General features: G+C 62.8%; 14 protein-coding genes. 12 read left to right on the plus strand and 2 right to left on the minus strand.

Features of this window, described 5'->3' with window-relative positions:
* Positions 1 to 41: 41 nt before the first annotated feature.
* Positions 42 to 2,042, plus strand: coding sequence for an acetyl-CoA carboxylase biotin carboxylase subunit (locus tag EET67_RS12905; protein WP_128626590.1), 2,001 nt, complete (start codon positions 42 to 44; stop codon positions 2,040 to 2,042).
* A 75-nt stretch (positions 2,043 to 2,117) separates the two neighbouring features.
* Here EET67_RS12905 and EET67_RS12910 read toward each other — a convergent pair whose 3' ends face one another.
* On the minus strand, positions 2,118 to 2,966 hold the full coding sequence (locus EET67_RS12910) for a sulfite exporter TauE/SafE family protein (RefSeq protein ID WP_128626591.1): 849 nt from the start codon (positions 2,964 to 2,966) through the stop codon (positions 2,118 to 2,120).
* A 158-nt stretch (positions 2,967 to 3,124) separates the two neighbouring features.
* Complete coding sequence (pcaQ, locus tag EET67_RS12915; protein WP_128626592.1) at positions 3,125 to 4,042, minus strand: pca operon transcription factor PcaQ; 918 nt, start codon at positions 4,040 to 4,042, stop codon at positions 3,125 to 3,127.
* Between the two features lie 93 nt (positions 4,043 to 4,135).
* Here pcaQ and pcaD point away from each other — a divergent pair, with 93 nt between their 5' ends.
* The 11 genes from pcaD (at position 4,136) to EET67_RS12970 (ending at position 13,702) form a co-directional block, all read left to right on the plus strand.
* Entirely contained in the window at positions 4,136 to 4,948 is an 813-nt protein-coding gene (pcaD, locus tag EET67_RS12920; protein ID WP_128626593.1) for a 3-oxoadipate enol-lactonase, read from the plus strand.
* Positions 4,941 to 5,360: a 4-carboxymuconolactone decarboxylase gene (gene pcaC, locus EET67_RS12925; protein ID WP_128626594.1), complete on the plus strand. Its 420-nt coding sequence runs from the start codon at positions 4,941 to 4,943 to the stop codon at positions 5,358 to 5,360. Before pcaD ends, pcaC begins: the two co-directional genes overlap by 8 nt.
* Positions 5,350 to 6,105, plus strand: coding sequence for a protocatechuate 3,4-dioxygenase subunit beta (gene pcaH, locus EET67_RS12930; RefSeq protein ID WP_128626595.1), 756 nt, complete (start codon positions 5,350 to 5,352; stop codon positions 6,103 to 6,105). The genes pcaC and pcaH overlap by 11 nt, the downstream gene beginning before the upstream one ends.
* Positions 6,105 to 6,722, plus strand: a complete 618-nt coding sequence (gene pcaG, locus EET67_RS12935; protein ID WP_128626596.1) for a protocatechuate 3,4-dioxygenase subunit alpha — start codon at positions 6,105 to 6,107, stop codon at positions 6,720 to 6,722. The genes pcaH and pcaG overlap by 1 nt, the downstream gene beginning before the upstream one ends.
* A gap of 6 nt (positions 6,723 to 6,728) precedes the next feature.
* On the plus strand, positions 6,729 to 7,781 hold the full coding sequence (locus tag EET67_RS12940) for a 3-carboxy-cis,cis-muconate cycloisomerase (RefSeq protein WP_128626597.1): 1,053 nt from the start codon (positions 6,729 to 6,731) through the stop codon (positions 7,779 to 7,781).
* 39 nt (positions 7,782 to 7,820) lie between these two features.
* Positions 7,821 to 8,990: a 4-hydroxybenzoate 3-monooxygenase gene (gene pobA, locus EET67_RS12945; protein WP_128626598.1), complete on the plus strand. Its 1,170-nt coding sequence runs from the start codon at positions 7,821 to 7,823 to the stop codon at positions 8,988 to 8,990.
* 147 nt (positions 8,991 to 9,137) lie between these two features.
* Positions 9,138 to 10,310 carry an ABC transporter substrate-binding protein gene (locus EET67_RS12950; RefSeq protein ID WP_128626599.1) on the plus strand — a complete coding sequence of 391 codons (1,173 nt, stop codon included), beginning with the start codon at positions 9,138 to 9,140 and terminating at the stop codon, positions 10,308 to 10,310.
* Positions 10,311 to 10,376: 66 nt separating this feature from the next.
* Entirely contained in the window at positions 10,377 to 11,240 is an 864-nt protein-coding gene (locus EET67_RS12955) for a branched-chain amino acid ABC transporter permease (protein ID WP_128626600.1), read from the plus strand.
* Positions 11,240 to 12,244, plus strand: coding sequence for a branched-chain amino acid ABC transporter permease (locus EET67_RS12960; RefSeq protein ID WP_128626601.1), 1,005 nt, complete (start codon positions 11,240 to 11,242; stop codon positions 12,242 to 12,244). Before EET67_RS12955 ends, EET67_RS12960 begins: the two co-directional genes overlap by 1 nt.
* Positions 12,241 to 13,005: an ABC transporter ATP-binding protein gene (locus EET67_RS12965; protein WP_128626602.1), complete on the plus strand. Its 765-nt coding sequence runs from the start codon at positions 12,241 to 12,243 to the stop codon at positions 13,003 to 13,005. Before EET67_RS12960 ends, EET67_RS12965 begins: the two co-directional genes overlap by 4 nt.
* Positions 12,986 to 13,702, plus strand: a complete 717-nt coding sequence (locus tag EET67_RS12970; protein WP_128626603.1) for an ABC transporter ATP-binding protein — start codon at positions 12,986 to 12,988, stop codon at positions 13,700 to 13,702. Before EET67_RS12965 ends, EET67_RS12970 begins: the two co-directional genes overlap by 20 nt.
* Positions 13,703 to 13,716 lie beyond the last annotated feature (14 nt).

A 13,716-nucleotide genomic window follows, 5' to 3' on the forward strand; every position in this document is an offset into this window, starting at 1 on the left:
CGGATTCCACCTTTGGGGATCATGCTCTTGGGAGCCGCCTGATGTTCAAGAAAATCCTCATCGCCAATCGCGGCGAGATTGCCTGCCGGGTTATCAAGACGGCGAAGAAACTGGGCATCGCCACCGTTGCCGTCTATTCGGACGCCGACCGCGAGGCGCTGCATGTGAAGATGGCTGACGAGGCGGTGCATATCGGTCCGCCGCCGTCCGCCCAGTCCTATATCGTGATCGACAGGATCATCGATGCTATCCGCCAGACCGGGGCGGATGCCGTGCATCCGGGCTACGGCTTCCTGTCGGAAAACGCGCATTTCGCCGAAGCCCTGAAGGCCGAGGGTGTCACCTTCATCGGTCCGCCGCCGGTGGCGATCGAGGCGATGGGCGACAAGATCACCTCCAAGAAGATCGCCGCATCGGCCGGGGTGTCGACCGTACCCGGCCATATGGGGCTGATCGAGGATGCGGACGAGGCCGTGCGCATTGCGGGCTCGATCGGCTATCCGGTGATGATCAAGGCGTCCGCCGGCGGCGGCGGCAAGGGCATGCGCATTGCCTGGAACGAGCGGGAGGCGCGCGAAGGCTTCCAGTCGTCGAAGAACGAGGCGAAGGCTTCCTTCGGCGACGACCGCATCTTCATCGAGAAATTCGTCACCCAGCCGCGCCATATCGAGATCCAGGTGCTGGGCGACAGCCAAGGCAATCTCATCTATCTGGGCGAACGCGAATGCTCGATCCAGCGCCGCAACCAGAAGGTCATCGAGGAGGCGCCGTCGCCTTTCCTCGACACCGCAACGCGCAAGGCGATGGGCGAACAGGCCGTGGCGCTTTCCAAGGCGGTTGGCTACTTCTCTGCGGGTACGGTAGAATTCATCGTCGATGGTGAGAAGAATTTCTACTTCCTCGAAATGAACACTCGCCTTCAGGTCGAGCATCCGGTGACGGAGCTGATCACTGGCATCGACTTGGTGGAGGAGATGATCCGCGTTGCGGCCGGCCAGAAGCTGCGCCTGTCGCAGGACGAGGTGAAGCTGAACGGCTGGGCCATCGAAAGCCGGCTTTACGCGGAAGACCCCTATCGCAACTTCCTGCCCTCGATCGGGCGGCTGACGCGCTACCGCCCGCCGGCGGAGGGCAGCCGCGAGGACGGGACGGTCGTGCGCAACGATACCGGTGTTTTCGAGGGCGGCGAAATCTCCATGTATTACGATCCGATGATCGCCAAGCTGTGCGCCTGGGCACCGGATCGCCAGCAGGCGGTCGAGGCCATGGGGCGTGCGCTCGACGATTTCGAGGTGGAAGGAATCGGCCACAACCTGCCGTTCCTGTCCGCCGTCATGCAGCATTCGCGGTTCCGCGAAGGGGCACTGACCACGGCCTTCATCGCCGAGGAATATCCGGACGGTTTTGCCGGTGTGGACCCGTCGGCTGAGGATACGAAGCTGCTGGCCGCTGTCGCAGCCCATATCCATGTCCTCTGCGAAAGACGCAACGTCCGGATTTCAGGGGCGCTGGCCAACCGTCAGCGCGAGGTCGCATCCGACTGGGTCGTGACCTTGCCCGGGCAGGAATTGGCGGTGAAGATTTGCGAAGAGGGCAACGGATCGGCGGTTGAGTTTGCCGAGGGCAGCACGCTTGTCGTGACGAGCGGCTGGCTGCCCGGCGCCAGCCATGCGCATTTCGATGTCGGCTCCATGCGAATGGGCGTGAAGGTTTCGCTGGTGAATTCCGCCTATCGGCTGCGCTGGCGCGGCATCGACGTTCTCGCTCATATCCGCTCGCCGCGCGTGACCGAGCTTGCCCGGCTGATGCCGCGGAAGCTGCCGGCGGATACGTCCCGCATGCTTTGCCCGATGCCGGGCGTGGTGACGTCGATTGCCGTGCGCGAAGGCGATCAGGTCGAGGCCGGGCAGGCGCTGGCCACTGTCGAGGCCATGAAAATGGAAAATGTGCTGCGCGCCGAGCGGCGCGGTGTCGTCGCGCGCATCGCCGCTGCCGCCGGCGCAAGCCTGGCGGTCGATGAACTCATCATGGAATTCGAGTGACGAAAACGCGCGACCACCTTCTCTCGGAGAGAATGTGGGCGAAGCGAGCGGGTGAGGGGGAGCGTTGCGCTGGCCTCAAAAGAGGCTGACGGCAAAGCGCGCGCATACCGCCACCAGAAACAGGCCGAAGGCAAGCCTGAGATGGCGCGGCGACAGGCCATGCGCCAGTCTCGCGCCCAGCGGGGCCATGAAGGTGCTCATCGGAATGAACAGGATGAAGCCGAGCAGCGAAACGAAGCCGAGTGCGAGAGGCGGCTGAAGGGCGGCGATCTGCGGAAACTGTGCTGCCTGGGGCCAGCCGGCATAGACATAGCCTATGGTGCCGGGGATCGAAATCAGCACGCCTACCCCCGATGAGGTGGCCACCGCCTGATGGATCGGGCGGTTATAAAAGGTCATGAACAGGTTGGACATGACCCCGCCGCCGACGCCCATCAATGCCGAGGCCAGTCCGATGACCCAGCCGGCAAGGGCGACGACAGGCCGTGGCGGCAATTTATCCGAGATATGCCAATTGCTGTTGCCGAAAAGCAGCCGGGTTCCCGAGAAGCCGGCAACGATAATGAAGACGATCTTGAACAGGTCCGGCGAGGCGTGGCGGGCGATGATGCTTCCGATCACCACGCCGAGCACGACGGGGATGGCCCATTGCCGAAGGATGGTCATATCGACCGCCCCCTTGGCGCGATGCGCATTGAAGGAGCGGATCGAGGTCGGGATGATGATCGCAAGCGAGGTGCCCACGCATAGCGGCATCAGTACTTCGTCAGGGACGCCGATCAGTCTGAAAAGTTCGTAAAATGCCGGTACGGCGATCGCCCCGCCGCCCACGCCGAACAGGCCGGCAAAAAGGCCGGTGATTGCGCCCGCCGCCAGAAGGGCCGCAGCCAGGGTCAGAATTTCAGTCAGCGATATTTCAGGCATGGTGAGGACTAGTGGATCAGGAAAAGGGAACAGGTGCTGAAAGGAGGGACGTGGAATCACAGCACGGTTAAGTGGATATATCCGCAGCGCTCAGCGCGATCCATCATTTCGTTGCGGAAAAGTGTGCGCCAGGATGGAGCGCAGGAGAATGAAACGGTCTAGCCTTTCTGCTGTGCGGCCTCGCGGATGGTCTTGAGCAGGATGGAAAAGGCCGGCGTGGGCGGCATATCGGTGCGCATGGTCAATCCAACCGGACCTCGCGTGTCGGCCGTATCGACCGGAAGTGCCACCAATGTTCCCGCCTTTATGTCCTCGCTGACCACGCCATGCGAGATGATCCAGACCGCATCGCTTTGCAGCAGGAAGGCGCGGCCGAAGGCATCCGACACGGTTTCGATTTCGGTGGGGATGGCCGCCACGCCATTGGCGATGAAGAAGCGCTCGACGAAGGGGCGTATGACAGAGCCGCGCGTCGGCATCAGCACCGGATAGTCGCTCAGCCTCTTGAACACGTTCTGGCCGCCGCTTAGCAGCGGATGGCCCGCCCGCACCACAAAGACGACCTGCTCGGAATAAAGGTGCTCGAAAAAGAAGCCCGCCATTTTGTCCGGCGCGGCCAGCCTGCCGACGACGAGATCGAGATCGCCCACCCGCAATTGTTCGAGCAGGACGGCATTTTCGCCCGTGACGATCTTCAGGGTGGCGCCGGTGTTCTCGCGCAGGAAGAAGCTCATGGCGAGCGGCATGACGCGCACCGAAACGGTCGGCAAGGCGCCGATGCGGATCAGCGGACCGGCTGCCGCACCTTCATTGGCGACCGAATCGATACCTTGGCGCAGCGCGGTGATCGCCATGCCGGCATGCTGCATGAATATCTCACCCGAGCGGGTGATGCGTATGCCGCGCCCGTCGCGCTCCAGCACGGCAACGCCGAGCGCTTCTTCCAGTTCGCGGATGGTCTTGGTGACGGCCGGCTGGCTGACATTGAGGATGCCAGCCGCCTTGACCACGCTTTTCTGGCGCGCAACCTCGAGGAAGGTCTGGAGATGGCGGAACCGCACCCGGCTTTCGAACATGGGAATGCATAACCCTCAAGTTAAGAGAACACCACAAAATATCATTTTACCAAACCTACCAACTAATTCACTCTGCCGGCGAGGAGAAACGAAGTGCAATTCGTCGATATTGGTGGCGTCACGCTGCATTTTGCGCATCGGCCGGCTGCGGGCAGCGGCCGCCACCTGGTTTTCATCAATTCGCTCGGCACCGATTTCCGGATATGGAACGAAGTGGCCGATGCTTTGGCTGGAAACATCTCCACGCTGACCTATGACAAGCGCGGCCATGGCCTGTCGGATATCGGGTCGGCTCCCTATTCCATGGAAGACCATGTCGACGATCTCATCGGCCTGGTCGACCGGCTCGGCATCCGACAAATTGTCCTATGCGGCCTGTCGGTGGGCGGGCTGGTTGCGCTGGGCTTCTACAAGCGCCGGCCCGAAATGGTCGACGGCATCCTCCTTTGTGACACCGCCCACAAGATCGGCACGGTCGACGGCTGGAACGCCCGCATCGCGACTGTCGAGAAAAGCGGCATAGACACGATCGCAGACGGCATCATGAAGGTCTGGTTCACGCCCTCATTCCACACGGAACGCAAGGCCGAACTGGCTGCCTATCGAAACATGCTCGTGCGCCAGGCGGTTGCCGGTTATGCGGGCACCTGCGCGGCATTGCGCGATGCCGATTATACCGAGGTTGCGCGCAACATTTCCGTGCCGACGCTTTGCCTGGCCGGCGACCAGGATGGCTCCACGCCACCCGAGCTTGTCAGGGCCACGGCCGACCTCATTCCCGGCGCACGTTTCGAGATTATCGAGTATGCCGGGCATATCCCTTGCGTCGAGCAGCCGGCGGCACTGACCGGACGCATCCGCAAATTCCTGTCCGAACTTTCTTCCGGAGAAGGCTATCATGGGTGAACTGCCTCAGCACTTGAGCAGCAGATATCGAGAGGGCCTCGCGGTCAGGCGCGCCGTGCTGGGCGATCCGCATGTCGACAACGCCGAAAAGGCCTCGACCGATTTCGACAAGCCCTTCCAGCAGCTGATCACCGAAACCGCCTGGGGCACCGTTTGGTCGCGCCCCGGCTGGACGAAGCGCGAGCGCTCCATGGTGACGCTGGCGTTGCTGGCCGCGCTCGGCCATGACGAGGAAGTCGCCATGCATGTGCGCGCCACCACCAATACGGGCGCCACGCGCGAGGATATTTGCGAAGCCTTTCTGCATGTAGCAGTCTATGCCGGGGTGCCGGCGGCCAATCGGGCGATCAAGATCGCCAAGCAGGTCTTTGCCGAAATGGATGCGACAGGCGGGAAGCAGAATGAGCGCTGATCCGTTCACCAACCGCAAGCCCGAGACGGGCGCCTTCTTCCAGCGCGACCGCTCCTGGCATCCGCCGGCATTCTCGCCGAATTACAAGACCTCCATCCTGCGCTCGCCGCAAAAGGCGCTGCTGTCCCTCGACAGCACGCTGTCGGAGATCACCGGTCCCGTCTTCGGCCACAATATTCTGGGCGAGCTGGACGACGACCTGATCCACAATTTCGCCAAGCAAGGCGAAAGCGCGATCGGCCCGCGCATCATCGTCTATGGCCGAGTGCTCGATGAGCGCGGCAAGGGCGTTCCCGGTGTGCTGCTGGAAGTGTGGCAGGCCAATGCGGGCGGCCGCTACCGCCACAAGAAGGAAGGCTATGTCGCCGCGCTCGATCCGAATTTCGGTGGCTGCGGCCGCACGATCACCGACGGGGAGGGCAACTATGCCTTTCGCACCGTCAAGCCGGGACCCTATCCCTGGCCGAACGGCGTCAATGACTGGCGCCCGGCCCATATCCATTTTTCCGTGTTCGGCCATGGCTTTGCCCAGCGCCTGATCACCCAGATGTATTTCGAGGGCGATCCGCTGATCTGGCGCTGCCCGATCGTCAGGACGATTCCCGACAAGGCGGCGGTCGAGATGTTGATTGCTGCACTCGACATGCAGGCGACCATCCCCATGGATGCCTGCGCCTACAAGTTCGACATCGTGCTGCGCGGGCGCCGCTCCTCGCTTTTCGAAAACCGGCTGGAGGGCAATTGATGGCACAGTCCCTCAACCGTTTGAAGGAATCGCCCTCGCAGACGGCCGGCCCTTACGTGCATATCGGCATGACGCCGAACTTCTGCGGCATCGAAGGGGTCTATGCCGAAGACCTCGGCGCGGTGATGGTCAATGACAAGACCAAGGGCGAGCGCATCACCGTGCGCGCCCGTGTCTTCGACGGGGCTGGTGCGCCGCTGAAGGATGCGCTGATCGAGATCTGGCAGGCCGATGCGGACGGCCTCTACGATTCGCCGGCCGAAATGCGCGGCAAGGCCGATCCGGATTTCACCGGCTGGGGCCGCAAGGCCACCGACATGGACACCGGCGAATGTGTCTTCGAAACGATCAAGCCGGGCCGCGTGCCGTTCAGGGACGGCAGGAAGATGGCCCCGCACATCAATTTCTGGATCGTGGCGCGCGGCATCAATGTCGGGCTCAACACGCGCATGTATTTTCCCGACGAGGAAAAGGCCAATGGCGAAGACCCGGTACTGGCGCGCATCGAGCACCGGCAGCGCGTGGCAACCCTGATTGCCGAGCGTGCCGCCGATGGCACCTATCTGTTCGACATCCATCTCCAGGGGGAGAAGGAAACGGTCTTCTTCGACGTCTGAGCCGCCATGTCCTTTTCGCCCTTCGATCACCCGGTGCTGTCTGCCCTCGTCGGCGATGAGGAGATCACGGGGTATTTCTCGGCCGAAGCGGAGATAGCGGCGATCCTCGCCTTCGAGCTAGCACTGGCGCAGGCACAGGCCGAGGCAGGCGCCATCGAGGCGGAGGCCGCAGCGGCGATCACAGCCGCACTGAAAACCTTCAAGCCGGACATGGCCGGTCTGCGCGAAAGAACCGGGCAGGACGGCGTGGTGGTGCCCGAGCTGGTCAGGCAGTTGCGCGCGGCGGTGAGTGAGCCGCATGGCAAGGTGGTGCATTTCGGCGCCACCAGCCAGGACGCGATCGACACCGGCCTCATGCTGCGGCTGAAGCCGGTCATCGCTCACCTCGAAGCCGGCCTGTCAGCGGTGATCGACGGACTTTCCGCGCTTGAGACGCGCTTTGCCGGCCGCAGGCTGATGGCGAAAACACGCATGCAGGAAGCGATCCCGATCACCGCATCGGATCGCCTGCAAGCCTGGCTTGCCCCGCTGTCACGCCACCGGGAAAGATTGGCAGCACAAAAGCCGTCGCTTCTGGCCGTGCAGTTCGGCGGGGCTGCCGGCACGCTAGACAAGCTCGGAGAGAAGGGGCCGGTGGTGCGGGCCGCACTTGCCGAGAAACTCGGACTTGCTGACGCGCCGCAATGGCACAGTCAGCGTGACAATCTGGCGGAATTTTCCGGGCTGATGTCGCTGATCACCGGCAGCCTCGGCAAGTTCGGGCAGGACATTGCGCTGATGGGGCAGGTCGGCGGCGAAATCGGACTGAAGGGTGGCGGCGGTTCTTCCGCCATGCCGCACAAGCGCAATCCCATCGCTGCCGAAATGCTGGTCGCGCTGGCGCGCTTCAACGCCACGCAGCTTGCCGGCATGCATCAGGCGCTGGTGCACGAACAGGAGCGTTCGGGTGCGGCGTGGACGCTGGAATGGCTGATCCTGCCGCAAATGGTCGCCGCTACCGCCGGTGCACTGCGCCAGGCGAAGGCGCTTGTCGCTCAGATCGAAGCCATCGGCACCTAGCGGCAATCGGCAGCTACAGGGAGGATAAGAAGAAAAATCATGCGCACACAGGTTGTCATTATCGGCTCGGGACCGTCGGGTCTGCTGCTCGGCCAGCTTCTGGCCAATAACGGCATCGATAATGTCATCCTTGACCGCGTCGATCGCGACTACATACTGGGCCGTGTGCGCGCCGGCGTGCTGGAACAGGGCACGGTCGAACTGCTCGAAGAAGCAGGTGTAAGCCGGCGCATGCATGAAGAGGGCCTGCGGCATGACGGCATTTCGCTTGCCTTCGACAACCGTTTGCATCGCATCGACCTCGCCGCTCTCACCGGCAAGCACGTCACCGTCTATGGCCAGACCGAGGTGACCCACGACCTGATGGACAAGCGCGAGGCGAGCGGCTTGAGCACCATCTATGATGCCGCGAATGTTCAGCCGCATGAATTCGATACCGACACGCCCTACGTCACCTATGAAAAGGACGGCGCCAGCCATCGCATCGATTGCGATTTCATCGCTGGCTGCGACGGCTCCCATGGTGTCAGCCGCCGGTCGGTGCCGCAGGACGCGATACGGACTTTTGAGCGCAGCTATCCCTTCGGCTGGCTCGGCATCATGGCGGAAGTGCCGCCGGCCGATCATGAGCTGATCTATGCCAATCATCCGCGCGGCTTTGCGCTCTGCTCGATGCGGTCGGAACACCGCAGCCGCTATTATGTCCAATGCCCGCTCGATGACCGCATCGAGGACTGGAGCGACGAGCGTTTCTGGGACGAGTTACGCCGCCGTCTGCCCGAGGAAGCGGCAGCAGGTATCACCACCGGCCCCTCCTTCGAGAAGTCCATCGCGCCGCTGCGCTCCTTCGTGGCGGAGCCGATGCAGTTCGGCCGCCTGTCGCTGGTGGGCGATGCCGCCCATATCGTGCCGCCTACCGGCGCGAAAGGCCTCAACCTTGCAGCCAGCGACGTGCACTATCTCTTCGAGGGCCTGCGCGACTATTATCGTGACGGATCGTCCGCAGGCATGGAGGCCTATTCAGGCCGGGCGCTGGCGCGTGTGTGGAAGGCGGTTCGCTTCTCCTGGTGGATGACTACCATGCTGCATCGGTTCCCCGATACCGACAGTTTCGGACAACGCATCCAGGAAGCCGAACTGGACTATCTCGTCCACTCGCAGGTTGCATCCGCCTCGCTTGCCGAGAACTATGTCGGTCTTCCCTTTTAGAAAGGACATTTCAGTCCCAGACATAGCCTGCAGATTATATGTTGCTCGATTCTTTTCATTTTACATTACCGTTTCGAAGATGACACTTGCCGCTGTATGGGAGTTTCCGGCCCGAAAAGTCGAGCCGGCAAAATTGGTGGAGGAAACATGAAAACGATTCTCTTGAGCGCGGTTGCCGCTGTCGCTCTTTGCGGTTCGGCCTATGCGGATACGATCAAGATCGGCGTCATCGGCCCCTTCTCGGGCCCGTTCGCCATCCAGGGTAAGAATTTCAAGGCCGGCATCGACGCCTATATGGCGCTGAATGGCAACAAGGTCGGCGATAACGACATCGAGATCATCTATCGCGATGTGCCGCAGGCCGACCCCGCCCAGTCAAAGGCGCTGGGGCAGGAGCTGGTGGTCAAGGAAGGCGTGCAATATCTCGCCGGCTTCTATTTCACGCCGGATGCCATGGCCGTCACCCCGCTGCTTGAGCAGGCCAATGTGCCGCTGGTGGTCATGAATGCCGCGACCTCGGCGATCGTCACCAAGAGCCCCTATGTGGTGCGCACCTCCTTCACTCTTTGGCAGACATCCGCGCCCATGGCCAAGGTCGCCAAGGAACGCGGCGTGAAGAAAGTCATCACCGTAGTCAGCGACTATGGACCGGGCGTCGACTCCGAAGCCGCCTTCACCACCACGTTCAAGGCCGAGGGCGGCGAGATCGTCGATTCGATCCGCATGCCGCTGTCGACCAACGACTTCAGCCCGATCATGCAGCGGGTGAAGGATTCCGGCGCGGATGCCGTCTTTGCCTTCCTGCCTTCGGGCCCGACGACGCTCGGCTTCGTCAAGGCCTATAACGACAACGGCCTGAAGGATGCCGGCATCCAGCTTCTGGCTCCGGGTGACCTGACGCAGGAATCCGACCTGCCGGCGCTCGGCGATTCAGCGCTGGGCATGCTGACGACCTTCCATTACGCCATTTCGCATGACTCGCCCGAGAACAAGATCTTCGTGGAAGCGGCGCGCAAGGCCATCGGCAACCCGGCCGAATTGTCGTTCCCGTCGGTTGGCGCCTATGACGGCATGCATGTCATCTACAAGATGATCGAGGCGACCGGCGGCGAGCAGGATGCGCAAAAGGCCGTGGATGCAGTGAAGGGCATGGCCTGGGAAAGCCCGCGCGGCCCGGTCTCGATCGATCCCGAGACCCGCCATATCACGCAGAACATCTATCTGCGCGAAGTGGCCAAGGCCGAAGACGGCAGCTACATCAACAAGGAGATCGCGACCTTCGAGAAGCAGGGCGATCCCGGCCTGGCTGCCGCGAAATAGGCGATCCCCTCAACCCTGGTGCCTGGTGGCCATGCACGGCTTCCGGGCGCCTCGTCGGATAGAGCGATGCAAACCGTTTTCAGTGTCGGGACCGATGCCCTTGCCTATGGCATGGTGTTGTTCGTGATCTCGATCGGCCTGTCGGTCACCATGGGGCTGATGCGCGTGGTCAATCTCGCGCATGGCGCCTTCGCCATGATCGGTGGCTATATCGCCTCCTATGCCGCGCATATGCTCGGCTTCGGCTATGCGGTAGCGATCCTGCTTGCCGTTGCCGGCACCATCCTCATTTCCATCCCCATCGAGCGGTTTTTGTTCCGCCGCATCTATGGTGCGCCCGAACTGACCCAGGTGCTGATGACGATCGGCATCACCTTTTGCGTCATCGGCATTGCGAACTATGTCTTCGGCCCGACGCTCAAGACCATCCCGCTGCCCGACATGCTGCGCGGTCCGGTCGATCTCGGCTATCGCTCCATTGCCGCACATAAGCTCTTTGCCATCGCCTGCGGCGTCGTGGTGGCCGGGGCGTTGTGGTTCCTGATCGACCGGACGGCCTTCGGGGTCAAGCTGCGCGCCTCGGTTGACAACGCCGCCATGGCGGGCTCGCTCGGCGTGCGCACAAGGATCGTCTATGCGGTCAGTTCGGCGGTCGCGGTCGGCCTTGCCGCCTTCGGCGGCATTGTCGGGGCCGAACTCCTACCGATCGAGCCTTATTATGCGCTTCGCTATATGGTGACGTTCCTGGTGGTGGTTTCCGTGGGCGGGGCAGGGTCCATCCCCGGCGCGCTGCTTGCCTGCCTGGTGCTTGGCGCGATCGACACCACGGGCCGCTATCTCGTACCCGAATATGGCGAGTTCTTCTTCTATCTGGCAGTGATAACCATCGTGTGCCTGTTCCCCAACGGCCTTCTCGGCAGGAAGCGATAATGGCGGCAGAGCAGACGATATCGCCTGCAAGCAAGGCTACCAGCGGTCCCAACTGGCTGCTGCGCGACCTTGCCGGCCTTGCCGTGATCCTCGTGCTTGCAGGGATCGGCTATCTCCTGTTTCCCAACAATCTCGCGCTTCTGACGCGCATCACGGCAATCGCGCTTCTGGTGCTGTCGCTCGATCTCGTCACCGGCTATTGCGGCATCGCCACATTGGGCCATGCCGCGCTGTTTGGGGCAGGGGCCTATGCGGCGGGCATTGCCGCCGCGCATTTCGGCATTACCGATCCGATAATCATGGTCGTCATCGGCGCCATCGGCGGTGCGGCTGCCGGGCTCCTCGCCGGCGCGATCATGCTGCGCGGCCACGGCCTTGCCCAACTCGTGCTGTCGATTGCCATCGTCTACCTGTTCCATGAAACCGCAAACAAGGCGTCGGGCTGGACCGGCGGCAGCGACGGGCTGGCCGGGATCTCGCCGGACCCGGTGTTCGGCTTGTTCGGCTTCGACCTTTGGGGCCGCACCGCCTATGTGTTCGGCATCGTCCTCCTGGTGCTGGTATTCCTGTTGCTGCGCGTGCTGGTGCGCTCGCCTTTCGGCATGCTGTGCCGGGGCATCAAGGAAGATCCGGTCCGCGTCAGCGCCATGGGCGCTTCGGTCAATGCAACGTTGTTGCGCATGTATGTCATTTCCGGCGCGGTCGCCGGCGTCGGCGGTGCGCTCAATGCCATCTCCACGCAGGTCGTCGGTCTCGACAGCCTCTCCTTCACCACCTCGGCCGAGGCGCTGGTGATGCTGGTTCTGGGCGGCACCGGTTCGCTCTATGGCGGGCTGATCGGAACACTCGTCTTCATGTGGTTCGAGGACTTCGTCTCCTCCATCAATCCCTTCCATTGGCTCACCATCGTCGGTGCCCTGCTGATTGCCGTCGTGCTGTTTGCGCCGAGCGGCCTCTACGGCACCGCTGTCCAGCTTCTCCAGCGCATCCGGGACAAGCGATGAGCACGGTTTTCGAGGCACGGCACCTGAACAAATCCTTCGGCGGCCTGGCCGTTGCCAAGGATATTTCCATATCGCTGGCGCGTGGCGACCGGGTAGCGCTGATCGGCCCCAACGGTGCCGGCAAGACCACCTTCATCAATCTCGTCACCGGGCATCTGGCGCCGGATTCCGGCACGGTGATGTTTGACGACGCCGATGTCACCGCACTCAGCCCGACGAAGCGGGTGCGGCAGGGGCTGGTGCGCTCCTTCCAGGTGACGCGCCTGTTTTCGGAAATGACACCGGCCGAGCATGTGGCGCTGGCGGTGCTGCAGCGCACCGGGCGCTCAGGCCGAATGCTCGGCAATTTCCAGGCCATGCAAGATGTGATGGCGGAAGTGCAGGAAAGCCTGCATTCGCTCGGCATCGACCATGTCGCAAACCGCAGGGTCAGCGAGATTGCCTATGGCCAGCAGCGCCTGCTGGAGATCGCGCTGGCACTGGCGCTGAGACCCAAGGTGCTGCTGCTCGACGAGCCCGCCGCCGGCGTGCCGCAAAGCGACACTTCCCGCATCGAGACAGCTCTTGCGGCGCTCCCGGCGGACCTTGCCGTGCTGATGATCGACCACGACATGGACCTCGTCTTCCGCTTTGCCCGGCGCGTGGTGGTGCTGGCCGCCGGCGCTATCATTTTCGACGGTTCGCCGCAGGAAGTCACCCAAGACATGCGCGTGCGCGAGGCCTACCTGGGAAATTACGCCAATGCCCGCAGCGCAGCTTGAAGTCGCCAATCTGAGCGCCGGCTATGGCCAGACGCGCGTACTGGAGAACGTCAGCTTCGCCGTTCCCGCCGGCTCGCGCCTTGCCGTTCTGGGCCGCAACGGCGTGGGCAAGACCACGCTTTTTGCCACCATCGCCGGCCAGACACGGCTCTATAATGGCACGATCCGCCTCGACGGCAAGGAACTGAGCGGTCTTGAGAGCGCATCGCGTGCCCGTAGCGGGCTTGGCTATGTGCCGCAGGCGCGCTGCATCTTTCCATCGCTCACGGTCGAGGAGAACTTGCTTGTCGGCCTGAAGGACCGCGAACGGACGGCGATTGCCGAAGCCTATGACATGTTCCCACGGCTGCAGGAGCGGCGCCGGAATTTCGGCTCGCAGCTTTCCGGCGGCGAGCAGCAGATGCTGTCGACGGCCCGCACCATCCTCGGCAAGCCCACGGTGCTTTTGCTCGACGAGCCGCTGGAGGGCCTGGCGCCGGTCATCTGCGAGGAACTGATGGCGGCGTTTTCCAAGCTCGCTGCCGCAGGCGACATGACGATCCTGCTGGTCGAACAGCGCATCCAGAGCGCCCTCGACTTCGCCGATCACGTGCTGGTGCTGGAGCGCGGGCAGGTCGCCTGGTCCGGCACGCCAGTCGAGCTTTCCGCCGATCCGGCAACGGTTGAAAGATTGCTCGGCGTCGGCGGCTTGCACTGATGCCCATTTCTGCA

It is taken from the genome of Borborobacter arsenicus (assembly GCF_003934165.1).
Classification (GTDB): domain Bacteria; phylum Pseudomonadota; class Alphaproteobacteria; order Rhizobiales; family Rhizobiaceae; genus Pseudaminobacter; species Pseudaminobacter arsenicus.

Excerpts from the sequence above, each read along its gene's own strand:
- EET67_RS12950 (WP_128626599.1), top strand. The coding sequence starts at position 9,138 with ATGAAAACGATTCTCTTGAGCGCGGTTGCCGCTGTCGCTCTTTGCGGT.
- pcaQ (WP_128626592.1), bottom strand. The coding sequence starts at position 4,042 with ATGTTCGAAAGCCGGGTGCGGTTCCGCCATCTCCAGACCTTCCTCGAG.
- EET67_RS12940 (WP_128626597.1), top strand. The coding sequence starts at position 6,729 with ATGTCCTTTTCGCCCTTCGATCACCCGGTGCTGTCTGCCCTCGTCGGC.
- EET67_RS12955 (WP_128626600.1), top strand. The coding sequence starts at position 10,377 with ATGCAAACCGTTTTCAGTGTCGGGACCGATGCCCTTGCCTATGGCATG.
- pcaC (WP_128626594.1), top strand. The coding sequence starts at position 4,941 with ATGGGTGAACTGCCTCAGCACTTGAGCAGCAGATATCGAGAGGGCCTC.
- pcaG (WP_128626596.1), top strand. The coding sequence starts at position 6,105 with ATGGCACAGTCCCTCAACCGTTTGAAGGAATCGCCCTCGCAGACGGCC.
- EET67_RS12910 (WP_128626591.1), bottom strand. The coding sequence starts at position 2,966 with ATGCCTGAAATATCGCTGACTGAAATTCTGACCCTGGCTGCGGCCCTT.
- EET67_RS12905 (WP_128626590.1), top strand. The coding sequence starts at position 42 with ATGTTCAAGAAAATCCTCATCGCCAATCGCGGCGAGATTGCCTGCCGG.
- pobA (WP_128626598.1), top strand. The coding sequence starts at position 7,821 with ATGCGCACACAGGTTGTCATTATCGGCTCGGGACCGTCGGGTCTGCTG.
- EET67_RS12965 (WP_128626602.1), top strand. The coding sequence starts at position 12,241 with ATGAGCACGGTTTTCGAGGCACGGCACCTGAACAAATCCTTCGGCGGC.
- EET67_RS12960 (WP_128626601.1), top strand. The coding sequence starts at position 11,240 with ATGGCGGCAGAGCAGACGATATCGCCTGCAAGCAAGGCTACCAGCGGT.
- pcaH (WP_128626595.1), top strand. The coding sequence starts at position 5,350 with ATGAGCGCTGATCCGTTCACCAACCGCAAGCCCGAGACGGGCGCCTTC.
- EET67_RS12970 (WP_128626603.1), top strand. The coding sequence starts at position 12,986 with ATGCCCGCAGCGCAGCTTGAAGTCGCCAATCTGAGCGCCGGCTATGGC.